The sequence below is a fragment of the Corynebacterium durum genome, assembly GCF_030408675.1.
Taxonomy (GTDB): Bacteria; Actinomycetota; Actinomycetes; order Mycobacteriales; family Mycobacteriaceae; genus Corynebacterium; species Corynebacterium durum.
On sequence record NZ_CP047200.1, the window covers coordinates 2,561,221 to 2,586,980 of the forward strand.

The following is a 25,760-nucleotide window of genomic DNA, read 5'->3' on the forward strand; positions in this document are numbered from 1 at the left end:
CAGCCCGCATCTGTGCTACCCGTCTCATCATGACCTTCCGCTACCCCCCATCCTGCGTCGCAATCACATTGTCAGTAACTAATATTCTATCCAATTATCACATGTAGATAAAGGTTTACACACCCCAGCGCATACAATATTATTCAATATTTTTCAGCACAATAACTAACAGAACAAAGAGCGCTCCCCGCGAGGGTTAATTTTATTCATTACCCCCGCATCTTTCATTATTTCCACCCCAATATATTATGAGCTTTATAAACATCTTTTCAGTTCATTCCAAAGGAGCCACACATGTCTTTGTCTCGGCCACTTGTCCGCACTGCCATCGTCGGCGCAACGGTAGCACTCACAGCACTGGGTCTTTCACCCTTGGCCTCTGCCGACGACCTTGAAGGTACCTTCCAACCCAGCACCGGCGAAATAGTCCGCATCAAGTACACGGATGCCTCTGGTCTGTTTTGCATGAGAGTTGATTCCAATAAACCCAACGCGGGAGGTTTTAACGTCAGTTTGGTTCCCGAGATCCCCAAGGGAGCTACGGCAAGCTCAGCAGTTGGGTTCTTGGTCCAACCCAACACTGGGTGGAAGTGCGAAGATCATCCCAAGTTTGCCGACGAGGATACCTTGTACACATACACCGTGAGTCGTGACAAGGTTGCAAAGTACGAAGGCACGTTCCGTACCTAAAAACCGCTATAAAAACCACCGCACCCCCGCAAGCATTCCTGCGGGGGTGCGGGTGTCGCGGCGTCGATAAGCGCCTAAGCACCTTTAGCTGGAGTAAATATCCAGCTTCTCGCCACCATCAGCAACGTCAACGTTGACCTCGTCGCCGTCGTGGATGTCGCCTGCCAGCAGTTTCTTGGCCAGAGCATCGCCCACGGCCTGCTGTATCAGCCGACGCAACGGGCGGGCACCGTAGGCGGGATCGTACCCACGTTCGGCGAGCCACAGTCGAGCGGCGTCGGAAACGTGCAGGGTGAGGCGTCGAGCGGCAAGGCGACGGGCCAGTTCGTTGATTTGGATATCAACAATGCTGGTCAGCTGCTCTGCCGAGAGCGGCTCGAAGATCACCACGTCGTCGAGGCGGTTGATGAACTCCGGCTTGAAGTGACGCTTCACAGCCTCCATCATCTGCTCTGGGGTGCCACCTGCCCCCAAGTTGGAGGTCAGGATAATGATGGTGTTGCGGAAGTCCACAGTCCGCCCCTGGCCGTCGGTGAGCCGACCTTCGTCGAGCACCTGCAGCAGCACGTCGAACACCTCGGGGTTCGCCTTCTCCACCTCATCGAACAGGACCACGGTGTAGGGACGACGGCGCACGGCCTCCGTCAGCTGACCGCCCTGATCGTAGCCAACGTATCCGGGAGGGGCACCGACGAGGCGCGCGACCGAGTGCTTCTCGCCGTACTCCGACATGTCGATACGCACCATGGCGCGTTCGTCATCGAAGAGGAATCCGGCCAGTGCCTTGGCCAACTCCGTCTTACCCACACCCGTCGGGCCGAGGAACAGGAACGAACCCAACGGACGGTCAGGGTCGGCAACGCCCGCACGGGAACGACGCACCGCATCTGACACCGCCTGCACAGCCACTTTCTGGCCGACCACCTGGGTGGCCAGTTCCTGCTCCATGGCCAGCAGTTTCTCGGTTTCACCCTGCATCATCTTGCCAGCAGGAATGCCTGTCCACGCGGAAACGACCTCGGCGATGGTGTCGGGGGTGACTTCCTCCGTGATCATCGTGTTGTCGGTGCTGTCTGCAACGTTGGCTTCGGCGTCGGCTACTTCCTTTTCCAGCTCGGGAATGCGGCCATAGCGCAGCTCAGCCACCTTGCCGTAGTCACCGTCGCGCTCAGCGATTTCGGATTCCTGGCGCAGCCGCTCCAGTTCCTCCTTCGCGCCACGCACCTTGTCGATCGCGGATTTCTCGTTGGCCCAGCGTGCCTTGAGTTCTCCTAGTTTTTCGCGCTCGTCGGCGAGTTCTTGGCGCAGCTTCTCCAAACGGTCTTTCGAGGCGGCATCGGTTTCCTTTGCCAAAGCCATTTCCTCGATTTCCAGGCGGCGCACCACGCGCTCCAGGGCGTCGATTTCCTGCGGTGAGGAGTCGATTTCCATACGTAGGCGCGAGGCGGCCTCATCCACAAGGTCAATGGCCTTATCCGGCAGGAAGCGGGAAGTGATGTAGCGGTCCGAGAGTGCGGCGGCGGCAACCAGAGCGGAATCCTGAATCCGCACGCCGTGGTGCACTTCGTAGCGTTCCTTCAACCCACGCAGAATGCCGATGGCGTCTTCCACAGAAGGCTCGCCCACAAATACCTGCTGGAAGCGACGCTCCAGGGCGGCGTCTTTCTCAATGTATTTGCGGTATTCCTCCAGAGTGGTGGCACCAACAAGGCGTAGCTCACCGCGTGCAAGCATAGGTTTGATCATGTTGCCCACGTCCATGGCGGATTCACCGGTGGCACCGGCACCCACGATGGTGTGCAGCTCGTCAATGAAGGTGATGATCTGCCCGTCGGACGCCTTGATTTCATCAAGAACAGCCTTGAGACGTTCCTCAAATTCACCACGGTATTTGGCGCCCGCGACCATCGACCCAAGATCCAGGCTGATCAGGGTCTTGTCCTTCAGGGATTCCGGCACGTCACCAGCCACGATGCGGCGGGCAAGCCCCTCCACAATGGCGGTTTTACCCACACCGGGTTCGCCGATCAGCACCGGGTTGTTCTTGGTGCGGCGGGAGAGTACCTGCACCACGCGGCGAATTTCCTGATCACGCCCGATCACCGGATCGATTTTTCCTTCGCGGGCGAGCTTGGTCAGGTCGGTGGAGTACTTCTCCAGGGCCTGGAACTGCCCTTCCGGGTCTTGGGTGGTCACCTTGGAGGAGCCACGCACAGCCGGGAACGCTGCCTTAATCGCATCGTAGGTGGCACCGTGCTCTTTCAGCAGTTGTGCCGCGTCGGAATCGCCGCGTGCAATGCCTGCGAGCAGCACCTCGGTGGACACATACTCGTCGCCGAGTTCACCGGCCAGTTCCTGAGCAGCGGTCAACGCATTGAGGGCGTCACGGTTCAGGTTCGGGTTGGCCATATTGGAACCCTGCGCACTGGGGAAGGAATCCACTAACTTACGGGCGGCGTCAAGAACGGCTTTCGGATCCGCACCTGCGGCCTGCAGCACGGGTGCCGCAATGCCGTCCGGTTGGTCCAGCACGCCCACCAGCAGGTGAGCAGGGCGAACATCAGGGTTGCCCTTAGCGGAGGCAAGTTGCACTGCTGTTTGCAGAGCCTCTTGGGTTTTGGTCGTGGGGTTAAAAGAACTCATGATTATTCCTCTCGTTTCTATCTGTGTCTTATCGTTTGGCCTTAGCTGCGCGCTCTAGCCTGAGTCCAATCAGCCCACTCAGCTGGTAGTTCAGTACCGTCACGCGCGGTTTTTCTTTGATGTCGTTATGTACAACGTCGCCCAGGTTGAGTCTGTTCCACTCAAGTCTAAATTTTTTAGTTGAGTGCATCACACTCAACTTTGGCGATCGACGCGATTGGGGCATCAGACTGACATTCAGGCCACCCCACCTAGCGACACCCTGACCAACAACCAGCCCGCCAGCAGAAACACCATCCACCCTCTACATTTACCGACGCTCCGTTTATCAGCACGTCAATTCATCACACCATGTACGGGCCACAAAATTACCAGTCCAGGCCGCCACTTCCCGACTGTACCGAAGAATGAGAAAAGGGAATCTGATACCTTTCTTAATGGCAGATACTTGACATGTACCCCAAATTGGAAATAAGGATGAACACAACAGGTGAGTTGGTGCACAATAGAAGAGTGACAATGGAAACCCTCAGCGTCGTCGCCGAGTGTCTTGAACGACACCCGGACCTTTTTCGCACCCTCGCGCAGCGCTATTTCCTCGACGATTGCCCCGAGGCACGCTTCCTTTTCCCCACCGACGACAGTACCGCGCACGCCGACCTCGCGGCCGCCCTCATCTTCGTTTTTAATCACAGCAATGCTGACGGTAGTCTCACCCCCAAACTAGTTTCTATACTCGAACAATTAGGCCGTGACCATCGTAAATTCCAGGTAGCAGATAACCATTACGAGCGCTTTGGTAACGCCCTGAATCGTGCCCTGAAAATCGTTGGAGCACATGCCCCCACCTACGCCATCACTGCCGCCGAGAAGGCCATCACAGCCACCCTTGAGACCATGCGTCGGGCCGCCAAAGAAGAGGACGATACGGGCCTTCCAGCGACCTGGACGGGCGAGGTGATAGAGACGCAGCGACGCAGCCGATACATCTCTGTGGTGCGCCTGGTAAGCGAAACTCCACCCCCGTTTGCCCCCGGTCAGTACTTGCCCGTCACCTGCTCCCTCATGTCCCGCCAATGGCGTTACCTTTCCCCTGCATTACCGCCCAACAAGGAAGGTCACCTGGAGTTCCACATCAAAACCACGGACACAGACAGCAACTCACGCATTCTGGCCAACTCCCGCCCCGGTGACATCTGGACCTTCGGCGCCCCGCTCGGAAAAATGCACATCAGCGGCACACGCGACGTTCTAGCCATCGCCCACACCACGGGGCTTGCCTCGATCCGCTCATTGCTTCTCGACGCCGCGACACTCTCCGACCCTCCCCGCACCCACCTGTTCTTCGGCGCAGATTACCCCGGCGAGCTGTACGAACTCCTCGGCCTATGGAATTTCGCAGCCAGCGCCCCCTGGCTATCCGTCACGCCAGTGACCACCTACACAGAAAACGAATGGTGGGTCGGTGCCACCGAGCACTCCGTAGCACCACGCGGCTTGCATTTGCCGCAGTACGGGTCACTCTCCTCAATAGTCAGTTCCTACGGTTCCTGGGAGGACCGCGATGTACTTATCGCCGGCCCTAATGAAGTGGTACGGGATGTCGTGAACACACTCCTTGCCTCCGGCACCCCCGCCAGCCACATCCAGCACGACCCGTTCTAGGCCGCATGCTGCCGTATGCTTAGGCGTTTTCCACGTATCGACGCCCCGCTGCCCGAACCACATACCAGCTCGCCACGCACCCCAGCGCGGCCAGAGGCATCGCAATGATGAAGCGCTGCACAGGTATGGCGGTTTCCGGCCACGCCAGTGGCGCGATCACCCACAGAAAACTTTCGGCCAGTACATCGCCACCGATGAGGACGGTCACGATGGTCCACACGATCATGGCCACCAGCGTCGCCCCCATGCCAAAGCGGATCACCAGCGCCAGCGCGAGCAACACGAACACGGACCCCACCAGCAGCCACAAAATGAGTTGCCGCAGCACCTCGCCAGCGGGCTGTCCCACCGCTACCAGCGACGCTGACGTCACCCCGGCAAGCACGGCGAGAATGATGATGTGCGTGGCAACATAGGCGGGAAAGAACCTCGGATTTTCGGCAGTAGTGTGCGCGAGGTTTGGCCCCACCGCCGCCCAGGTAAGCACCGGCAGAATACCTACACCGAGAGACACAATCATATAGCTGAACAGCCCCGATGCAGTATCAGCTGGGTACCACGACGCGAGAGCCACGACAACAAGCGCCGACAGAACCACGCAGGTGAGCACCCCGCTTCGGCGCAGAATGGACACTACCGCCAGGATCGGGAATGCAGGCAGCTGGCGGGATGCGGACGCGGTGGTAAAGGCGGGCGTCGATAATGGCGCACTGTGGGGTACGGAAACCTGGGGCGCGGGCCGACGTCGAACGGGCCGGGCTTCACCAGTTTCATTCATGAGCGCTGCCGCAGCGAACGTGACCACACCGAGCAGGACGCACAACCCAGCCCCCACCAGCGGCGGATCGTGAAGCGCCGGATTATCGGCAGGAATGGGAAGGCCACTGACCGCCACACCAACAGGAACCAGCAGAATCCGAATCGGCCACGTCGGCGGACACAAAAGCCACCAGCTACTTTCCGCAAACACCACCCCAATCAGTTGCCACACCACACCGACCGCGAGGGCCGCGATCATGCCGAAACGACGCGCCACCAGTGCACCCAGACCGATGAGCCCCAGCGAACCGATCCAGCAATACAGCGCCGCTACCATCCCACGATCCAGCGGCGCGCCGAAAAGAATAACAATCCCAAAGTTCAGCACCTGGAGCAGCGCCGATATACCCGCCAGTATCAGCAGGCGAGCTGCGCGGTCCTTCCGCTTGTCGACGCCCCGCCACCACAGGCCGCCATGGCGCGCCCGCCGCTCGCGCTGCTCCGACAGGGCTGCCATCAGCATCATGAGCGGGGCAGCCATGCCGGTGAAGTACATTACTTGCCAGGAAAATGGCACCGAAATGTAGCCGGCGGACTGCACCCCTGCGGACAACACAACTGTCATGAGAGCAAGTAGCACGCCCACCCATGGGAAATACGCAACTGACGTTCGCCGGACGCGAATCACTTCAGCATGCAGATAGGGAATCATGGTGGTTACTCCCCTTCCGCAACGTCGGGCAGCTGATGCGTCAGATGGAAGAAGCGAGATTCCAGATCGCCACCCTGCGTCAAATAATCAGCGGTACCACTAAATACAGTCTTTCCCGACTCAATGACCGTAATATCGTCGGCCAGCCGCGCAATCTCCCCCAATTGATGAGAACTCACCACCACAGTTCCGCCGCGCTGCGCCCACTCCTTAAGAAAAACTCGCAGGTCAGCGATGCCTTGTGGATCGAGGCCATTTTGCGGCTCATCCAGCAACAGAATCTTCGGCGACCCCAGCATCGCAATAGCCAACGCCAAACGTGCCTTCATGCCCGTGGAAAAAGACTTTGCCTTCTTCCTGCCTGTTTCAGACAATCCCACCAGTTCAAGCACGCGATCAATGTCCGCGTCAGGTAGCCCCAGCAGTAGCGTATGGACTTTCAGATTCTCCCGTGCTGTCAAATGACCATACAATGCGGGACCGTTAATCGATGCTCCGATATCCCGCCGATGCCCGGCGTTCAATGGTTCCCCAAGAATATTCACGGTGCCGGAAGTGACTGGGACAAGACCCAGAATTGTTTTAAAAGCTGTGGATTTACCTGCACCGTTACGCCCCAGAAGCGCGTGAACCCGCCCGGGTTCCACACTCATGGACATATCATTAAGAATGCTATTTCCGCCCAGGCTTACGTTTACATCACGTAGTTCAATTATCGCCATAGTATTACTATTGTAGAAGTAACCTTGGCGGTATCGCGACCACGAATAATGTGATGAAATTATTGTTTACACAGCCGCAATTCTTGTTGCAAACCCGGCACATGTTAAGAAGGGGCTTACTTCATTATAAAAAAAGAAAGGAAAGGAACAATGAAGAAAGCCTCCCACAGCATAACATCGTTAGCACTGCCGCCACTGGAGAATCGTCAATTAATTTCAGGATTGGGCGAGTGAGGGGTTCTAGCAGGCCAGTCCAGCACCGGAATGGCTTTGCGTGCCCGCCGAACGTCGGTGAGATCGATGTCGCAGACAAGCACCTGCTCATCGTAGCCTGCTTCAATGATTCGCCGCCCAAACGGGGAGACCACGGCGGAATGTCCAATGCCGGTGGGGCCGTCGTCATGCCCGGCTGCAGTCTCTCCACCAGGCCGGGCCTGGTCTGCGGCAATAATGAAGCTGGTGGAGTCGAGGGCGCGGGCAGTGACCAGGGTTCGCCACTGGTCAAGTTTTCCAGGGCCGTCTTGCCAGGACGCTGGAACAACAATAACCTCAGCACCCAACTTGGCAAGGTTGATAAATTGTTCGGGGAAGCGGATGTCGTAGCAAATAGCCACGCCGACACGGGCGCTCGGGGCGTCGAAAAGCATCAGATCGGTGCCGGGAGCAACGGTGTCAGATTCGCGGTAACCGAAGGCGTCGTATGTGTGTATTTTTTGGTAGCTTTCGTGTACGTCAGGGCCGGTAACCAGCGCCATGTTGGCCACGCGGTTCCGGGTTGTACCGTCTTTGTCCACGGTGTCGGCGGGGCTGAACATGCCGATGACCGCGATGACCCCAAGTTCAGTCGCGTGGTCGCGGATGAGGGTGGCAAAGGGGCCGTCGAGGGGTTCGGCGATGGTGTCCAGCCGCCCACCACCGAAGGAACGCATAGTGGCCTCGGGAAAAACAACAAGCTCGGCGCCTTGAGCGACAGCGGTATCCATGCCGGAGATGACGTGGGACAAATTCTCCATTGTGTCCACACCTGACTGCATTTGTACAATCCCGATTCGCATATCTCCCAGATTATGTGGATAAGTCCTAGTTGTACACAGGCTGATGGGTGTGCGGGACGCACGGCGCACGGTGCTAACCAGTATGGAAGGTATGGGATCTTTTACTCTTCCTCCAGAAGCTGTTGCTATTTTAAGCAACTTTAAGATGGCATCGTTTCAGGTCAACCCCGGACTGCAGCCGAGCCACACGAGTTCCGTGGTGTCGTCGTTGGTGGATGGCTGGATGTCCAAGAATCGTTCGCTGTGCGAACGGCACGCAGCTTTGTGCGACAACATCGCCGATTTCTGTTCCACTCTCCAGGACATTGATGCCGACCTCGCATCGAGGTTGCGTTGATGCCTCCTTCGTTGTTTCCCTTGAATAGCGAACAGCTGAGCAACCTGTCTGCCGCGTTGAAAAGTTCGGCAACAAACCTCGCCCACAATGCCGTCGAGGCTGCTGAGCGCTGGCAATACATTTATGGTCTAGGGCTCGCGGGCGAGTCCTTCAATGCTGCCTACGAACAGGAAGACATGACACATAGAGCAAGCAGGCAGACGGCAGCACAGTTGGCGGAGCTGGCGAGGACCATGGATAAGGCCGCAGCGAAGCAGAAAGTGCTGGATGGACTGGCACAGTATGCGCTTCCATTTCTGGAGGCCGAGGGGGAAATCAATATTCCTGTTTCTATTTTCATGACGCAGCTAGGCACACTCGCGCGGGCCTTGGACCTGGCCACTGCATTCGCCGCTTCAATGATCGGCGGTGACGATACCAAGGTTCGCGGACTCACACTCGCCGATTTTGGGGATATGTCAGCCGCCGAGATCAACGAGATCAATTCTCATCGCCTCACCCCCGAGGCCGCCGCCGCGCTGGAGGAGTTCACCAAGGATCGCAAGCCGGGCGACCCACCAGTGCACGTGTTGGAGGTGGAACCGGGAAAGATGGTGGTGGCGGTTGGAGACATTGATACCGCCGATTCCATCACCACCCTGGTCGCCGGGGTGGGGTCCAGCAATCCTGCGGGCTGGGCGACGTACCTGCACAGAACCGACCTGATTCAACAGCACACGCACGGTGCCGCGATCATGTGGCTGGGTTACGACGCCCCGCCTTCCGTGCCCGCCGCCGTCAACCCACGCGCTGCCCGTGAGGGGGCGCCTTCCTTGCAGGAGATGCAGAGTACGCTGCGCAGACGGGATGAAGTGCGCAACGGGGCGTCGAAAAGCGGGCATAGGCAGCGGCTTCTCGTGGCTGCACATAGTTTCGGCTCGTTGTTGGCCTTTACGGCAGCAGCGTCACCAGGCGGCCTGGAGGCCGATGGGTTGTTGGCGATGGGAAGCCCCGGAGCTGCGGTGCTGCACAAAAGCCAGTTGAATTTGCATGCAACTGATGGTGATCCTGAGGTGTACGCGGTCACCGGCTCGCGCGATTGGATCAGTATGTTGGGCTCGGCATTTGGCGGCTATCATGGTGCCGATCCTTCGGATGCATTGTTCGGAGCGGAACGGTGGCCTTCAGAGTCCGACCATGATTATTGGAAGGATGAGTCTTTTTTGAAGCGTGTGGGCGAGGCCGCCAACGCACGGTAAATGCACGTCGGCCCACCCCACACCGCACAGGGAAAGCGGCGGGAGGCGGGCCGACGTGTGTCTCTTTTAGTAGCGGATGCTCATGCGTCCGTCGATACGGCCGTGGCGCATATCGTCAAACACAGTGTTGATGTCGTCGAGTTTGCACTCGGTGACGGTGGGCTTAATCAGGCCGCGGGCGTAGAAGTCCAGGGCCTCTTCCAGGTCCTGGCGGGTACCCACCAGGGAGCCGCGGATGGTCAGGCCCTTGAACACGATCTCGAAGATCGGTGCGGGGAATTCCCCTGGGGGCAGACCGTTGAACACGATGGTGCCGTTCTTGCGGGCCATCTTGATGGCCTGCCCGAATGCCTGCTCGTGCACAGCTGTCACCAGCACACCGTGTGCACCGCCGCCGGTGAATTCAGCCACGGCTTCGCCGGGATCAACCTCGCGAGCATTTACGGTGAATTCTGCACCATGCTTGCGGGCAAGTTCCAGCTTCTCATCGGCAATGTCCACGGCAATGACACGCATGCCCATGGCCACGGCGTACTGCACAGCAATGTGACCGAGGCCGCCGACGCCAGAGATAACCACCCACTGGCCAGGGCGGGTCTCCGTCATCTTCAGGCCCTTGTACACGGTCACGCCTGCACAGAGGATGGGGGCAACCTCAAGCAGGTCAGCACCTTCTGGAATGTGTGCGCAGTAGCGGGTATCTACCAGCATGTATTCACCGAAGGAACCATCAACCGTGTAGCCGCCGTACTCGGCGTTGTCGCACAGTGTTTCCCAACCGGTGCGGCAGTGCTCACAGACACCACAGGCGGACCATAGCCAGACGTTACCAACAAGGTCACCAATCTTGACTGCGTGCTCGCCGGGGCCGAGTTTGACCACTTCACCCACGCCCTCGTGGCCGGGGACGAAGGGCAGACCTGGCTTGATCGGCCAGTCCCCCTGAGCTGCGTGCAGGTCAGTGTGGCACACACCCGAGGTAAGTACCTTCACCAGTGCCTCGTTTGGTCCCGGCTCCGGCAGGTCAATGTCTTTGAGGTTGAGGTCTTTGTTGAACTCTTCAACCACGGCAGCATGGAACTGGTCTGGGTGCTCTGCGTTGGAAGTCATCTGCTTTTCTCCTTGAAAAGTAGTAGGAATGAAAGTCTTGAAATATGTGGCGCACCCTGCGGTGCTGCACGGCGCGCCAAGTCAGAGGTCAGGGGGGATGGCTGAGGATGCCAGAACAGGTGCGTTAGAACAGGCCGACGGGTTTCTCGTCGTAGGACACCAGCATGCACTTAACTTCCTGGTACTGACGCAGCATCATGAGGTGGTTTTCGCGACCAATGCCGGATTCTTTGTACCCACCGAATGCTGCGTGAGCTGGGTAATTGTGGTAATTGTTCACCCACACGCGGCCCGCCTGGATGGCACGCCCTGCCCGATAGGCAATGTTCTGATTTCGGCTCCACACACCAGCACCGAGGCCAAAGAGCGTGTCGTTGGCAATGGCGATGGCCTCATCAAAATCCTTGAAGGTAGCCACGGACAGTACGGGGCCGAAAATTTCATCCCGGAAGCAGCTCATGGTGTTATCCCCACGGAACACCGTTGGCTCGATGTAGTATCCACCTTCAAGCCCCTCGAGCTTTGCGACGTGCCCGCCCGCCAGCACTTGCGCACCTTCAGCAGGTCCGGACTCCAGGTAACTGGAAATCTTATCCATCTGCTCTTGGGAGGTTTGAGCACCCATCTGCACGTCCGTGTCGAGCGGGTTGCCCACGCGGAGTTTCTTCACGCGTTCCACTGCCAGCTTGAGGAACTCATCGGCAATATCCTCGTGTACCAGGGCGCGGGACGGGCAGGTACACACTTCGCCCTGGTTGAGAGCGAACATGGTGAAACCTTCAACAGCTTTGGCCAGGTAATCGTCGTCCTTGTCCATCACATCGGGGAAGAAGATATTGGGCGATTTTCCACCGAGTTCGAGAGTGACGGGGATGACTTTGTCTGCGGCCATCTTGTTGATGAGCTTGCCCACTGGAGTGGACCCTGTGAAGGCGATCTTGTTGACGCGACCCGAGCCAACAAGCGCGGAACCTGTTTCCTCGCCCGTACCGTTGACCACGTTCAACACTCCGGGTGGGATGAGGTCACCAACGAGGTCCAGCCAGTACAAGATGGATGCGGGCGTCTGCTCAGCTGGTTTCACCACGGTAGGACATCCTGATGCCAATGCCGGAGCAATTTTCCACGCTGCCATCAAAAGCGGAAAATTCCACGGGATGATTTGCCCGACTACCCCAATCGGCTCATGGAAATGGTAGGCAACGGTGTCGTTATCAATTTGTGAAATATGGCCTTCTTGAGCGCGAATCGCACCCGCAAAGTACCGATAGTGATCAATTGCAAGCGGAATATCTGCCGCAAGAGTTTCACGAACCGGCTTACCATTTTCCCATGTTTCAGCAACAGCAATTTGTTCTAAATGCTGTTCCATTCGGTCGGCAATATTATTGAGAACACGGGCACGCTCAGCTGGTGAACTAGTTGCCCATGATTCTCGTGCAGCATGTGCAGCGTCCAGTGCTTTATCAACATCGGCGGCGCTTGACCGCGCTACCTGGCAAAACACTTCCCCAGTCACCGGAGTGATATTGTCCATGTACTGACCCTCAACGGGAGGCACCCACTCTCCACCTATGTAATTTTCGTACCGTGGCTTGAAAGTGACAATCGACCCGTCGGTCCCCGGGTTCGCATATACAGTCATGAAAATTTCACACTCCTTACGATGGGGCCTCACATGAGTTAGTGGGGTTGCGGTCCATGCTAACCAAAATTCGCCACATTCTGAATCACGTTTTGACCACAATAGAAAACTATCGCCAATAGCAACACTCGCTCCCCCGGTTCCCCCTGGTTATATCAATTTTAGAAACGAGATAACATGAGATAATCACCCTATACCAGGGGTGCCCCATTACCCGGAAGGCCAGATGGATTCAGCCCACAACCGCGAACACGGCCGCCATTTTACGTCCCCCACCCCACCTACTGGCACCACATACCACCTCCCGTTCTGTGACTAAGCAGACACCTCCACTACCCCCGTAGGGGTGACCCCCAGGCAGAGCGTAAAACGCCATTAATTCACAGAAGGATTCACAATAAGTTTCCCCCGACCATGCCCCCGTTCACTATAAGAATGCTTGTCAGCATTTTTTCCAACGAAAAGCAACGATCAATATGTGGTTTTATTACCCCATGATAAATCAGCACTGATACCTGCCCAACTGGTATCTATCGGGGTACAAAAAATATCTAATCGGCACAAATATCTTGTGCACGCGCCTCCCCCGACTGTGTGGGATCCGGCGCTGAAATGATTTGTTCAAAAACCAGAAGCCAGTACGGCAAACGAACGCGTAAATACATCCCCGCCGATAGCGTCCACGACACAAATCCACCGCCATGCAATCAGATCAGTACCGCACTCAACCCATGCACACAATCTTGCTTCATGGCCGATGCTGTGGCATACACCTCCGCCTCGGCATGGCGAGCAAGTTGGATCGCTATGCCGATGACGTTTTACGCCCCCGTATCCTTCCGCCCCCGGCGCTTACGGTTAGGGTCCCACATGACCACCGCCGTGGAACGTGGAACATGCACGATCTCACCACGGGACCGCAGAGACTCATGCTCAAGATGAGCAACCTCCGCTTTCAAGCGGTTGATTTCGGCACGGGCTTCGTCGAGTTCTTGTTGTAGGTTTTCATTTTCTTGGTTGAGGGAGATGATGGCCTTAATTCCTGCCAGGTTCACTCCCTCTTCTTGGCTTAGTCGCTGGATTTCGCGCAGCACATCAACATCCCGGCGGGAGTAGCGGCGACCCCCACCGCGGGTGCGCTGCGGGATAACAAGCCCCATGCGGTCATATGTCCGCAGGGTTTGGGCGTGCATTCCCGCCAACTCAGCTGCAACGGAAATCACAAACACTTCACCACCGTCGCTGTTGTTGCGCGTATTGTGCGTTGGCATTGTGACACCGTCACCTTCTTTCCCTTAGTAGTATATCTTCTATGTCGCACTTCCAACGGTGTTTCCGACCCAACCCGCACGTGGGTCAAACCCGCTTTCTTGCTCCAACCTGGCGTATTCCTCCAGCGCCGCACGTGCCCCATCACTGAGGTTCTTGGGCACCTTCACATCAACGGTGACCAGCAGATCCCCGCTTTGTCCATTACGCTTTGGCACACCGCGTCCACGTACCCGCAGTGTACGGCCGTTAGGCGTTCCCGCCGGTACCTTCACCCGGACTGGGGTGGTCAAGGTAGGGACCGAAATGGCTCCACCGAGCGCCAGGTCCGTAAAGGACACGGGGACGGTGATTTTTAGGTCGTCGCCACTGCGCTTAAACACTGGGTCGGGCCGGACGTGGACAGTGACAAACAGATCACCCGCAGGCTTGCCGTTGGGGCCTGCTTCTCCTTTACCTGCGAGCCGCACTTTCTGCCCGTTATCCAGCCCTGGGGGGATACGCACGGTGATGGTGCGGGTGCGGTGCACTGTACCGGTACCAGTACAGTCGGAGCAGGGATCAGTAATCACCTGCCCCGTGCCGCTGCAGTGCACGCAGGGCGCGGAAAACCCGAATGCCCCTTGGTTTTCAGAGGTAAACCCGGTGCCGTTGCAGTATCGGCAGGCCGTCGGATTTCCGGTTTTGGATCCAGAGCCGTGGCAGGTGGTACAAGGTGCCTCGCCGGTGAGCTGTATGGGCAGTGTTGTACCCTGGGTGGCTTCCCGGAAGTCCAGCGTAATATCCGCTTCCACGTCCGCTCCCCTCGTGGGTCGGGCCGTGTTGCGTGGGGTACCCCCGCCACTGCCGCCGCGGTTGAAGAGTCCACCGAAAATATCGCTAAAGCTACTACCATCGGATGAGAATCCACCGCGGCCACCACCAAAGAGGTCACTGACGTCAAAGTCCGCAGCTTGTCGGAATCCACCACCGAAACCGGTGCTGTTGCCGCCGAAGCCGCCGCTACCGAACCCTGGAATGCCACCAGAGGCGATGAGGTCTTTGAGTTCGTCGTATTCTTTACGCTTCTTGTCGTCGCCGAGAACGTCATACGCCTCAGCTACTTTTTTGAAGCGTTCCTCAGCAACCTTGTCACCTGGGTGTTTATCGGGGTGGTTATCGCGGGCAAGCTTGCGGTAGGCTCGTTTGATTTCGTCTGCGGTGGCGGACGAGGAGACCCCCAGATCCGCGTAATAGTTCTTGTCTGCCCATTCTCGTTGAGTCACTGGGCATCTCCTCCTTTCTGTACAGTGAGAATTATTATGTCGCTAATTAAAGGTATAAAAAAGTTCTTTGGCATGGACCCTGACCAGTTCAAAGACCACGTTTTTCCAGAGCTTACCCGCCAACAGGCGGATCGCTTCCGGGCGTTGCTCCATAAGGAGTTTCGGAAACGCGGCATTGAGATAGAGCTGATGCAGCGGATCGTCAGTCTTGAGTTTCCGTCTGGCACCCGCGGCACGATTGACTTAGAAAACCTGTACCGCACCCTGTCGCAGGATCCCGAGCGCATGGAGGAGCTGGTCGCTGACTTTGTTCCTCATGTGCTGTCGTTCCCAGAGACAGAGTCTCTGACTGATGCAGAGTTTTATTCAGTTCTTAAAATTCGTTTAATGGCCCCACCCGCGCAACCGCTGCCCAAGCAGGACGACTGGATGGAGTGGCCTTTTAGTAAAGATATTGTGGTCCAGCTGGTGCAGGACGGTGAACACACCATCGCCTCCCTCAACTCTGATGTTGCGCTGTCTCACGGCGACCCAGCGGACTTGATCAGGATTGGGGAACGCAACACCTGGCAGGAGCTGGTGGACGCGGATGTGGATGTGGAGCATTTTGCCCCTGACCACGATTCACCTGGTGCCTCCATGTGGGCTGTCGAGTCAAACTCGTTTTTCACCGGAAGCGCCCCACTGTTTTTGGAAAAGATCCTGCAGCGGTGGATTCCCAACCTGGACCAACGTGCTGGCGTGTTGTTCGCTGTCCCGCACCGTCACCTCCTGCTCGCGCGGGAGGTGACACAGGGTACAAACCTTTTTGAGGGCGTGAACTTCATGTCAAAGATCGCCTACCAGCAGTGGGAGTCCCAAGCTGGCCCGATTTCGCCGTCGCTGCACCTGATGTATGCGGGTGAGTTGACGGCGATTTCTGAGTTCGCCACCGACGAGGAAGGCAAGGTCATCATGGGCATTCGCCCAACTGATTACCTCATGGACATGCTTAACTCGGATCAGCAATGATCACCATGGCGGTGCGGATCAGACGGTCGCCCATCTGGTAGCCGCGCCGCAGCACAGTGCCCAGTACTTTCTCTTCTCCGCTGGACAGGTCCTGCACCGCTTCGTGTTTCTCGTGATCGAAGGCATCGCCTTCTTCACCGACAACGGTCACCGAGAACTTATTCAGCACTGCATGGAACTTGTCCGATACGGACTTGAGCGGCCCGGACTCCAAGTCGCCGTGTTGGGCGGCGAGGTCAAGGTCGTCGAGAATGGGCAGCAGCTCAGTGATCACACTGGCTTTAGCCGTCTCCACGATCCCGGCACGATCACGCTCTGTCCTGCGCCGATAGTTGGCGTATTCAGCGGTGACGCGCTGGAGGTCCTCGGTGCGTTCGGCGAGTTCAGCCTCAAGGCTGGTGATCTCGCCATCACCGTCGGCATCAACATCGGGGGCATCCGCGTCGAGTTCGAGGTCAATATCCTGCGTATCGACGTCGCGGTCCTCTAGGTTGTCCGAAACCTCTGGGTTGTCACTCACTTCTTGTCTTCTTCCTCGTCGACAACTTCGGCGTCAACAACGTTGGGGTCGGAGTCCTCAGTGGTTGCACCGGTGCTGGTGTCGCCTGCAGCACCTGCCGATTCGGCCTCGTAGATGGCTTTGCCCATCTCCTGAGCCTCGGTGGTCAGCTTCTCCATGGCGGTCTTCAGCTGGTCAAGGTCGTCGCTCTTCAGGGCTTCTTCCACACCGTTGGCAGCGTCCTCAATGTTGGTCTTGACGTTCTCCGGGATCTTGTCGGAGTAGTCTTCCACGGACTTACGTGTCTGGTAGACCAAGGATTCAGCCTGGTTACGGACTTCCTGCTCTTCGCGGCGCTTCTTGTCCTCTTCGGCGTGGACCTCAGCGTCCTTGATCATGCGATCAATTTCTTCCTGGGACAGGCCGGAGCCTTCCTGGATCTTGATGGTGTTTTCCTTGCCGGTGCCCTTGTCCTTGGCGGTGACGTGGACGATGCCGTTGGCGTCGATGTCGAAGGTGACTTCGATCTGTGGAACGCCACGCGGTGCCGGTGCAATGCCACCGAGTTCGAAGGAGCCGAGCAGCTTGTTGGCGGATGCCATCTCGCGCTCGCCCTGGAAGACCTGGATCTGCACGCTGGGCTGGTTGTCCTCGGCGGTGGTGAAGGTCTCTGAGCGCTTGGTCGGGATGGTGGTGTTGCGCTCGATGAGCTTGGTCATCACACCGCCCTTGGTTTCGATGCCGAGGGAGAGTGGCGTGACGTCGAGAAGCAGCACGTCCTTGACCTCACCGCGCATAACGCCAGCCTGGAGAGCTGCACCGATGGCAACAACCTCATCCGGGTTAACGCCTTTGTTGGGCTCGCGACCACCGGTGAGTTCCTTCACCATCTCGGTAACAGCAGGCATACGGGTGGAGCCACCGACGAGGACCACGTGGTCGATGTCGTTGACGGACACACCGGCGTCCTTGATCACCTGGTTGAAGGGGGCCTTGGTGCGATCCAGCAGGTCCTGAGTGATGCGCTGGAATTCTGCGCGGGACAGGGTTTCATCCAGGAACAGCGGGTTCTTGTCTGCATCAACCGTGATGTACGGGAGGTTGATGTTAGCGGACTGCGAGGAGGACAGCTCAATCTTTGCCTTCTCAGCGGCCTCGCGCAGACGCTGCATGGCCATCTTGTCCTTGGTCAGGTCAATGCCGTTGGTCGACTTGAACTTGTCTACCAGCCATTCGACGATGCGCTGATCCCAGTCGTCACCACCGAGCTTGTTGTCACCGGCGGTGGCACGGACTTCCACCACACCGTCGCCGATTTCCAGCAAGGAGACGTCAAAGGTACCGCCACCAAGGTCGAAGACCAGGATGGTCTGCTCCTTGTCACCCTTTTCCAGGCCGTAAGCCAATGCGGCTGCGGTGGGCTCGTTAACAATGCGCAGCACGTTCAAACCGGCGATCTGACCGGCTTCCTTGGTGGCCTGACGCTGAGCATCCTCGAAGTAGGCAGGGACGGTAATAACAGCATCGGTAACGTCTTCACCCAGGTATGCCTCGGCATCGCGCTTGAGCTTCATCAAGGTGCGGGCGGAGATTTCCTGCGGGGTGTATTTCTTGCCGTCAATATCCACGCTCCAGTCTTCGCCAATGTGGCGCTTCACGGAGCGAATGGTGCGGTCAACGTTGGTCACAGCCTGGTTCTTGGCGGACTGACCAACAAGCACTTCACCGTTCTTGGCAAAAGCAACAACAGACGGTGTGGTGCGGGAGCCTTCAGAGTTGGCGATAACGACAGGCTCGCCACCCTCCAATACGGACACCACAGAGTTTGTGGTTCCAAGGTCGATGCCTACTGCACGTCCCATAATGTTTTCCTCCTAAGGATCTAGAGTCTTTCACTCTGCTTTGAATCTTCATTGAGTGAGCCTCACTCAACCTTTACATCTTCTCCAACGCACGCGTTTCCAAAGTTGTTCCCACTCGACTCAACTTTTTACCAGTGATCCACAGCACACACAAAAAAGGTAGGCAAGGGGGTAATCCACCGCATACAATCCCGCTTACTGGTATCGGTTCATGCCGAACACCACAAATATTGAAGAAAGGAGACAGCGCGCCCCATGTTTACGCAGGCAGAGATGGTTCATACACACGCCAATCGCACCCAAGCATATGGCGGCCGCCGTCGCCCAAGCGGAGATCGCCCACCCGTCTCCATTCGGGATTAGGCCTCCCCTCACTACCCCTACACCACCCCCACTTTCTTCAACCAAGCACCAACCTTACGGTGAAGCATTCGCGTTAATGGGGGCGTTGCCGCGCTATTCCACCACAGCTATCCCACCACACCACCCCGCCACAGCACTATGAAAGTGAGCACCCCCCGTGTCTGACGCACGCACTCCACTACCCAACAGCTCGGATGTTGATAACATTGTCGACGCCGCAGTCCAGCGCGCACAACAATGGCTTGCCGCCACAACCAGCGGACAATCCCGTTCCGAAGCAAAGTCCACGGAACAACTCGCCGCACTCGTGCGGGAACCGCAGGGCGTGGAATTCACCATGGGGTTCGTGGACCGTGTCGCCCGCCCCGAGGACAACGAGGTAGCCGCGCGCGAATTACGTAGCCTGGCCAACCCTTTTGGCGCTAACAGCATTCCCGACTTTGTCGGACTAGTCGACCGCGGACTGGTTTCCGCAGGTGCACTCATGGCGCGGAAGCTCCCCAACGTGGTAATGCCGCTGGCCCGCAAACGACTCAGGCAGATGGTGGGGCACCTGGTGCTTGACGCAGAAGGCAAAGCATTGAACAACCTGCTGGATAAGTCTAAGGAAGAAGGCTTCCAACTCAACCTCAACCTCCTGGGCGAGGCAGTGCTGGGTGAAACCGAAGCAAAGAACCGTCTGCAACGCACCATTGAGCTGCTGAAAAACCCGCGCGTCACCTACGTGTCCATCAAAGCTTCCAGCGTGTGCGCACAGCTCAACCCGTGGGATATTGGGGGCAACACCGAACGCCTCAAAGAACGCCTCCGCCCCCTTTACCGGCAAGCATTACAGCGCAGCCCCCATCCCTTTATCAACATGGATATGGAGGAATACAAGGACCTCCACCTCACCATCAAACTCTTCACCGAACTGCTCAGCGAGGAAGAATTCCTCAACCTTGAGGCGGGGATTGTACTCCAGGCGTATCTGCCGGACACCTTCGAAGCACTCCGTACCCTCGCTACGTTTGCCAAAGAACGCCGCGAGAAAGGCGGCGCCCAGATCAAAATTCGCCTGGTCAAAGGCGCGAACCTGTCCATGGAACGTGTAGAGGCGGAGATCCACGACTGGGAACAGGCCCCCTACCTCACCAAGGAAGAGGTAGATGCCAACTACATTCGGCTGCTCGATTACATCCTGCAGCCAGAGCACGCCGATAACGTACGCATCGGCGTGGCCAGCCACAACCTGTACACCGTGGCGTTGGCACATGAGCTTGCGGTAGCCCGGGGCGTCGAAAAGCAGCTGGATGTGGAAATGCTGCAGGGCATGGCACCGTCTCAGGCCCGCGCGGTGCGGGACGTTGTGGGCGGGCTGATCCTGTACACGCCGGTGGTGCACGCCGAAGATTTCGACGTTGCCGTGTCCTACCTGGTGCGTCGCCTTGAAGAAAACGGGGCGAAGCAAAACTTCCTGTACGCGCTGTTCGCGCCCGACGTAGTGGGGACCGAAGGGGCCACGCCGTTGCAGAACCAAGAGCAGCGTTTCCGGGAATCCGTGCGTCACCGCTGGAACGCGTTTGCTGGACCGCGCCGCACCCAGGACCGTACCAAGGAGGAAGCCGCCAAGCTGGGCAGTCGCTCTGGTTCCGCCCCAGGGCACTTCCGCGGCGAACCCGACACCGACCCGGCACTGCCCGCCAACCGCGCCTGGGCACTCGCGGCCCTCGCCACCGATCCTGGACCCGTCGAATCCGACGTGGTCACCGACCCTGCGACTATCGACGCCGCGGTGCAACGCGCCCTCGCCAACGCCGACGATTGGGCAGCGCAAACAGGCGCGGAACGTGCTGAATACCTCTACCACGCGGCCGACGCACTGGCCAACAACCGCAGCCGACTGCTCTCTGTGATGACCCACGAATCCGGCAAAACCGTGGGCGAGGCCGACCCGGAAATCTCCGAAGCCATCGACTTTGCCCACTACTATGCCGAATCTGCACGCGCACTTGACGGGCTCAACACCACCGTCTTCACCCCCTACAAAGTCGTGGTGGTTACCCCGCCGTGGAACTTCCCCCTCGCCATCCCCATGGGCGGCGTGTTCGCAGCACTTGCGGCAGGCGCGTCCGTCATCATCAAACCCGCACCTCAGGTGGTGCGCTGCACGGAGGTAGCCATTGAAATTCTGCGCGAAGCAGGCATCACCGAAGACATGGTGCAACTGGTCAACGCCGACGAAGCCGCAGCGGGCAAACGCCTCATCTCCCACCCTGATGTGGACTCCGTGATCCTCACCGGGGCCTCCGACACCGCGCGGCTGTTCCGCAGCTGGAAGCCCCAGTTGACGCTCAACGCCGAAACCTCCGGCAAAAACGCCATCATCGTGACCCCCTCCGCCGACCCCGACCTCGCCGTCGCCGATGTTTACCGCTCCGCCTTCGGGCACGCAGGCCAGAAATGCTCCGCAGCATCGCTGGTCATCCTGGTGGGGTCCGTGGGCAGCTCCAAACGATTCCTCACGCAGCTCACCGATGCCGTGGAATCCCTGCATGTTGGCCCCGGTGTGGACATCTCCACCACCATGAACGGCGTGATCGAAGCCCCCAGTGACAAACTCCTGCGCGGCCTCACCCAACTCGACCCAGGTGAAACCTGGCTGGTCAAGCCACGCAAGCTCAACGACGAAGGCACCCTCTGGTCCCCCGGCCTCCGCGACGGTGTGCGCCCTGGATCCTGGTACCACACCCACGAATGCTTCGGCCCAGTCCTGGGCATCATGCGTGCCGACACCCTCGATGATGCCATCCGCCTGCAAAATTCCACTGGATACGGACTCACCGGCGGCCTACACTCCCTCGACGAAAAAGAAATCGCCTACTGGCGCAACCGCGTTGAAGTCGGCAACGCCTACATCAACCGTGGTATCACCGGTGCGATTGTGGAACGTCAATCCTTCGGCGGGTGGAAAAACTCTTCCATTGGCTCCGGTGCCAAAGCTGGCGGACCCAACTACGTGGGACAACAAGGCACCTGGACCGACGGCGACCTGTCCGTCCGCCCCAACATCAGCGTCAACCCCACCGTTGCACGCCTCCTCCGGGACCTGGAAAGCCGCTTCGGTGCTGCGCTCACTGACGACGACCGCACCTGGCTGTGGCGCGCCGCCGAACTTGACGCCGTGGCATGGCGTGACGAATTCGGCGTGGAACACGACCGCACCGCACTCATTGCCGAATCCAACGTGTTCCGCTACCGCCCACTCATCGAGCCGCTGAACGTTCGCGTTGGCGACAACTACGCACTCCGCGATCTCCTGCGACTCGTCCTCGCCTCCCGGCTCACCGGCACCAAGATTGTGATCAGCGCCAACGAACTCGATGCGCAGCTCACCGAACTCGGCGCCCTGGGTGCACGCATCCGGCAGGTGTCCGACAAGGCATTCGCCAACGAAATCGCCCACAAACCCAGCTGCCGCGTGCGCACCCTCGGTGAGGTCGACCTAGCACTCTACGAAGCCGCCGTGGAATCATCCTCCGTGATCTTGGACCAAGACGTGCTTGCCGACGGCCGCCGTGAACTCCTGCCCTTCCTTCTCGAACAGGCAGTGTCCACAACCAACCACCGTTTTGGATACATCAAAGGGCGGAGCCACTAGGGGCGGGCTTGATGGGGCTTGTGGTGAGTGTGCGCCCTGGGAATAACATGCCCTGAGCAGTGTGTTGTCCTAAGTCCCATCTTTTGGCGGCATGATGAGACTTAGGACTTTTTCCTCTTATTCCTGGGTGATTCTGCTAGAGATCCCCGTGAGAAAACCCCGCTTATTTATGGCTCCCCTCTCGCCGAGTTGCAGGCCCAATGATGCTACAGTCAACCCCCAAACGGCAATCAACACCCCCACGACCAGCGCATCTTCTCTGGGGACCCCTTTGGGGATTACGGGAAAAATACGAACAAGGACGCCCACACAAACAAGGAGCGCCCCTGAAATAAGTGACGCCCGCTGAAGCTTCCCATTTCTTGTCACTCCAGCACCGATGCGAATGACACCACGTGGAATCATCCATATGGCAACCAGCCATGTGAGCAGCGCGATAAAGGGTTCCATAACAGGTGGCTTATCCGGATTGAGAAAGTCCTGAAACTCCAAACCAAGAACGAAGAGAAGCAGCGCTAACCACACAGCAATCACACCGCAGACCATAAGAGGATGTGGCGTGGCTGGAGCATTTTTATAGCCGGTACCTGACATAACCATGTAGCACAGCACAACCACTTCAAGAACAATGTAGATTCCCCATACGAGAACCAAAGGTTCCGCAATGCGTCCCGACCAGAACATGAACAGAGCAGCAAGAAACGCCATAACTCCCTCCAGCCTGCAGGAATAACCGAGCCGCTGCTCGGCAAGAGGGCATTTCACGCGGTTTTTGCCAGCGTTAATCTCACAGACATCTACAGGTTGTGATGCCTCCTGCTTCCACAGTGTGGACTGACAAATCAGCACAAGGCCTAGCCAGAAAAGAGAAAACACCAAGAACACGTACGCCAAGGTTACGATGCTCCTCTACACAAAAGGGAAAATAGCCACAGCATCTCAGGATACGCTGATCACTATTTTCTGCGCAGGTGAGAGAACTTTTGCGAGAAAAATGCGTGGCTCTTCTTCCTATACGTCGCCGTCACCTTCGGACAAGCCACCATCGTGGACACGAAGCCAATGAGTTTCCTTGCTTAGCCCGTTGCATGCAGGCTCCTCTCGTATCTGGATGTGCATGCCCCAGGATCCACGCTTTCCTGAGTCCCGAGATAAACCACTGCTCAGAGGATCTTCTACTGAAGCAAACATGAAACATGGCCTGACCTGTGGCTTGTCAGAATAGCTACCAGCCTTCGAGCCTGCACCCCAACACGAAAGTCCCATCATTAAGCAAGAACAAAATATTCTGGCATAGTTAAGTCTTGATGAGTAACAAACCCGAATCACAGAAACAACCTGCGGAAGAGTCAGCAGGCGACCAGCCACGCGACCCCATCGACACGATCTTTGACGCGGTCGATTCCGATGGCTCTCCAGCTCCAGTACAAGAGTCGGCCCCCTCGGCCCCCCTTACAACCGACACCATAGACGACACCGACCCCCCTGTGGATCGCGTCGCCATTCTAGGCAAGGACGGCCGATGGCTGTCCGGTTGGGCGCTGCGGTTTATCGTGCTGACCGTTGCCGCCTACTTTTTGTCACTCATATTGGGACAAATTTGGACTGGCCTGCTACCTATCTTGCTGGCGATCATGCTGTGTACCGTGTTGTGGCCACCGGTGCGCTGGCTGCGCAACCATAAGATTCCGCCATCGCTGGCTGTGACTATAACCCTGCTGGGCTGCGTCTCGGCCTTTGGTGGTTTGTTTGCTGCCATGGCCCCGACAGTGGCGCACCAGTCCAAGGGGCTGGTTGATCAGGCCATTCAGGGCGTCAACACGCTCATTGACTGGGTGCAGGGGCCGCCACTGAACATTGACGCAGATCAATTCAATACCATCTTCAATGAGTTTGTTGCGAAGATTCAGGAAAACGGTGCCTTAGGCAAGGTTCAGGAGCAGGCCGGCAATATCGCATCGGGCGTGTTTGCGGGGTTGTCGTCAGCAAGTTCGGTGGCTGTGACCTTGGGTATCATGCTGGTGCTCACGTTCTTCTTCCTGAAAGACGGGGATCGTTTCTTGCCGTGGGTGCGCCGCAACACCGGACCGACGGTTGGTTTGCATCTGTCAGAACTGTTCACCCGTATTTGGAATACGTTGGCGGGCTTTATCCGCGCCCAGGCGATCGTCTCGTTTATCGACGCCTTGTTCATCGGCATTGGCCTCGTCCTGATGGGGGTTCCGCTGGCGCTGGTCTTGGCCACAATAACTTTCTTCGCGGGCTTTGTTCCCATCGTGGGCGCGGTGTCCGCCGGCGCGATTTCGGTACTGATTGCACTGGTGTCCAATGGCCCCACCACCGCGTTGATGGTGCTGATCCTGATCCTTGTGGTACAGCAGCTTGAGGGCAATATCCTCTCCCCCATGTTGCAGTCCAAGGCGATGGATCTACACCCGGTGATTGTGCTGCTTGCTGTCACGGTGGGTGGTGCGTTGTTCAACGTGGTGGGCGCGTTCCTGGCTGTGCCAGTGGCCGCCACGATTGCCACCTGTCTACGGTACCACTCCGAGACGGTGGCGCTGCGTGCTGGCGAAACAACGGTGCAGGATCTGGACTTGGCCACGGAACAAACCGAACCCGCCAAGCTCACATTGCTGTTGCAGAGAATGATGCACCGCGCATCAGACAAGCCGGGGAAAGCACCAGGGAAAGCGGAGGAGTCAGAGGGCTAACGCCTCTAGAGCCTCCATTAGGCGGCGGGAACTTGCGGGCAGCGCGTCTGTCCAGGTTCCCGCCGCTTTATCGTCTGCATTGTCGCTGACGTCTTTGAGCAGGGTGACGGGGATGCCAAAGCGTTGCCCGGCCAGTGCCACCACGTAGCCTTCCATATCCACTAGACTGGCTTGTCTACTGATGCGCTCCCGACTGACGGAATCGCTAATGAAGCTGTCACCGGTGGCTAGCCGCGCGGTGGGCAGCAATCCGCTGACGTCAAGGTCGATGCCGTTGGGGTAGGGGTGGCCAGTAATGGCCGCGATGGTGTCGTTGGAGAAGTCATGTTTCAGCACGTGCGAGATTTCAAAAACACCACTCAGCCCATCCACCAAGGCACCTGCTGTACCCACATTGACCAGCCGGGACGGGAGGTTTCCGTGGATGCGGGCGGTAGTCAGGGCGTCGATAAGCGCGAAGGCGCAGTTGAGGGTGCCAACTCTGGTAACCAGCAGCGAGTCACGCTCGATGCCGGAGATTTCTGCGGGGTCGGCGACGATATACAAAGGTGTGTTCACCGT

19 protein-coding genes are annotated in these 25,760 nt (G+C 57.9%); 7 read left to right on the plus strand and 12 right to left on the minus strand.

The window, feature by feature from the left end:
- The first annotated feature begins 294 nt into the window (after nucleotides 1–294).
- Nucleotides 295–690 carry a hypothetical protein gene (locus CDUR_RS11950; RefSeq protein ID WP_179418379.1) on the plus strand — a complete coding sequence of 132 codons (396 nt, stop codon included), beginning with the start codon at nucleotides 295–297 and terminating at the stop codon, nucleotides 688–690.
- Between the two features lie 84 nt (nucleotides 691–774).
- On the opposite strand, the gene clpB is transcribed toward CDUR_RS11950, so the two are convergent.
- Nucleotides 775–3,333, minus strand: coding sequence for an ATP-dependent chaperone ClpB (gene clpB, locus CDUR_RS11955; protein WP_179418380.1), 2,559 nt, complete (start codon nucleotides 3,331–3,333; stop codon nucleotides 775–777).
- A 519-nt stretch (nucleotides 3,334–3,852) separates the two neighbouring features.
- Here clpB and CDUR_RS11960 point away from each other — a divergent pair.
- Nucleotides 3,853–4,998, plus strand: coding sequence for an FAD-binding oxidoreductase (locus tag CDUR_RS11960; protein ID WP_040358919.1), 1,146 nt, complete (start codon nucleotides 3,853–3,855; stop codon nucleotides 4,996–4,998).
- A gap of 19 nt (nucleotides 4,999–5,017) precedes the next feature.
- Here the strand turns inward: CDUR_RS11960 and CDUR_RS11965 are convergent, their stop codons facing one another.
- From CDUR_RS11965 to CDUR_RS11975, 3 genes are all read right to left on the minus strand, one after another.
- Nucleotides 5,018–6,469 (minus strand): lantibiotic immunity ABC transporter MutE/EpiE family permease subunit, encoded by a 1,452-nt coding sequence (locus CDUR_RS11965; RefSeq protein ID WP_179418382.1) that lies wholly within the window; start codon nucleotides 6,467–6,469, stop codon nucleotides 5,018–5,020.
- 5 nt (nucleotides 6,470–6,474) lie between these two features.
- Entirely contained in the window at nucleotides 6,475–7,191 is a 717-nt protein-coding gene (locus tag CDUR_RS11970) for an ATP-binding cassette domain-containing protein (RefSeq protein ID WP_179418383.1), read from the minus strand.
- Nucleotides 7,192–7,397: 206 nt separating this feature from the next.
- Nucleotides 7,398–8,246, minus strand: a complete 849-nt coding sequence (locus CDUR_RS11975; RefSeq protein ID WP_179418384.1) for a carbon-nitrogen hydrolase family protein — start codon at nucleotides 8,244–8,246, stop codon at nucleotides 7,398–7,400.
- A 91-nt stretch (nucleotides 8,247–8,337) separates the two neighbouring features.
- Here CDUR_RS11975 and CDUR_RS11980 point away from each other — a divergent pair, with 91 nt between their 5' ends.
- Both CDUR_RS11980 and CDUR_RS11985 read left to right on the plus strand, forming a co-directional pair.
- A complete protein-coding gene (locus CDUR_RS11980) occupies nucleotides 8,338–8,583 on the plus strand; it encodes a hypothetical protein (protein WP_179418385.1) in 246 nt (81 codons plus the stop codon).
- Complete coding sequence (locus CDUR_RS11985) at nucleotides 8,583–9,821, plus strand: alpha/beta hydrolase (RefSeq protein WP_179418386.1); 1,239 nt, start codon at nucleotides 8,583–8,585, stop codon at nucleotides 9,819–9,821. The genes CDUR_RS11980 and CDUR_RS11985 overlap by 1 nt, the downstream gene beginning before the upstream one ends.
- Before the next feature lie 66 nt (nucleotides 9,822–9,887).
- Here the strand turns inward: CDUR_RS11985 and adhP are convergent, their stop codons facing one another.
- The 4 genes from adhP to dnaJ form a co-directional block, all read right to left on the minus strand.
- Nucleotides 9,888–10,931, minus strand: a complete 1,044-nt coding sequence (adhP, locus tag CDUR_RS11990) for an alcohol dehydrogenase AdhP (RefSeq protein WP_179418387.1) — start codon at nucleotides 10,929–10,931, stop codon at nucleotides 9,888–9,890.
- Nucleotides 10,932–11,055: 124 nt separating this feature from the next.
- The gene (gene exaC / locus CDUR_RS11995; protein WP_179418388.1) at nucleotides 11,056–12,576 is read right to left on the minus strand and encodes an acetaldehyde dehydrogenase ExaC; all 1,521 of its coding nucleotides are present in this window, start codon (nucleotides 12,574–12,576) and stop codon (nucleotides 11,056–11,058) included.
- Nucleotides 12,577–13,397: 821 nt separating this feature from the next.
- Nucleotides 13,398–13,847 carry a heat shock protein transcriptional repressor HspR gene (locus CDUR_RS12000; protein WP_006062283.1) on the minus strand — a complete coding sequence of 150 codons (450 nt, stop codon included), beginning with the start codon at nucleotides 13,845–13,847 and terminating at the stop codon, nucleotides 13,398–13,400.
- A 39-nt stretch (nucleotides 13,848–13,886) separates the two neighbouring features.
- On the minus strand, nucleotides 13,887–15,110 hold the full coding sequence (gene dnaJ, locus CDUR_RS12005) for a molecular chaperone DnaJ (RefSeq protein WP_179418389.1): 1,224 nt from the start codon (nucleotides 15,108–15,110) through the stop codon (nucleotides 13,887–13,889).
- 72 nt (nucleotides 15,111–15,182) lie between these two features.
- On the opposite strand from dnaJ, the gene CDUR_RS12010 reads away from it, so the two are divergent.
- Nucleotides 15,183–16,121, plus strand: coding sequence for a hypothetical protein (locus tag CDUR_RS12010; protein ID WP_290207781.1), 939 nt, complete (start codon nucleotides 15,183–15,185; stop codon nucleotides 16,119–16,121).
- On the opposite strand, the gene grpE is transcribed toward CDUR_RS12010, so the two are convergent.
- On the minus strand, nucleotides 16,102–16,641 hold the full coding sequence (grpE, locus tag CDUR_RS12015) for a nucleotide exchange factor GrpE (RefSeq protein WP_006062280.1): 540 nt from the start codon (nucleotides 16,639–16,641) through the stop codon (nucleotides 16,102–16,104). The two genes, CDUR_RS12010 and grpE, sit on opposite strands and share 20 nt — an antisense overlap.
- Nucleotides 16,638–18,482, minus strand: a complete 1,845-nt coding sequence (gene dnaK, locus CDUR_RS12020; RefSeq protein WP_179418391.1) for a molecular chaperone DnaK — start codon at nucleotides 18,480–18,482, stop codon at nucleotides 16,638–16,640. The genes grpE and dnaK overlap by 4 nt, the downstream gene beginning before the upstream one ends.
- A 520-nt stretch (nucleotides 18,483–19,002) precedes the next feature.
- Between dnaK and CDUR_RS12025 the strand changes: the two genes are divergently transcribed.
- Nucleotides 19,003–22,485 (plus strand): proline dehydrogenase family protein, encoded by a 3,483-nt coding sequence (locus CDUR_RS12025; protein WP_179418392.1) that lies wholly within the window; start codon nucleotides 19,003–19,005, stop codon nucleotides 22,483–22,485.
- A 117-nt stretch (nucleotides 22,486–22,602) separates the two neighbouring features.
- Here the strand turns inward: CDUR_RS12025 and CDUR_RS12030 are convergent, their stop codons facing one another.
- A complete protein-coding gene (locus tag CDUR_RS12030) occupies nucleotides 22,603–23,193 on the minus strand; it encodes a hypothetical protein (protein WP_179418393.1) in 591 nt (196 codons plus the stop codon).
- Nucleotides 23,194–23,792: 599 nt separating this feature from the next.
- On the opposite strand from CDUR_RS12030, the gene CDUR_RS12035 reads away from it, so the two are divergent.
- Nucleotides 23,793–25,199, plus strand: coding sequence for an AI-2E family transporter (locus CDUR_RS12035; RefSeq protein ID WP_179418394.1), 1,407 nt, complete (start codon nucleotides 23,793–23,795; stop codon nucleotides 25,197–25,199).
- On the opposite strand, the gene CDUR_RS12040 is transcribed toward CDUR_RS12035, so the two are convergent.
- On the minus strand, nucleotides 25,188–25,757 hold the full coding sequence (locus tag CDUR_RS12040; protein WP_290207788.1) for a nucleosidase: 570 nt from the start codon (nucleotides 25,755–25,757) through the stop codon (nucleotides 25,188–25,190). The two genes, CDUR_RS12035 and CDUR_RS12040, sit on opposite strands and share 12 nt — an antisense overlap.
- Between the last annotated feature and the right edge of the window lie 3 nt (nucleotides 25,758–25,760).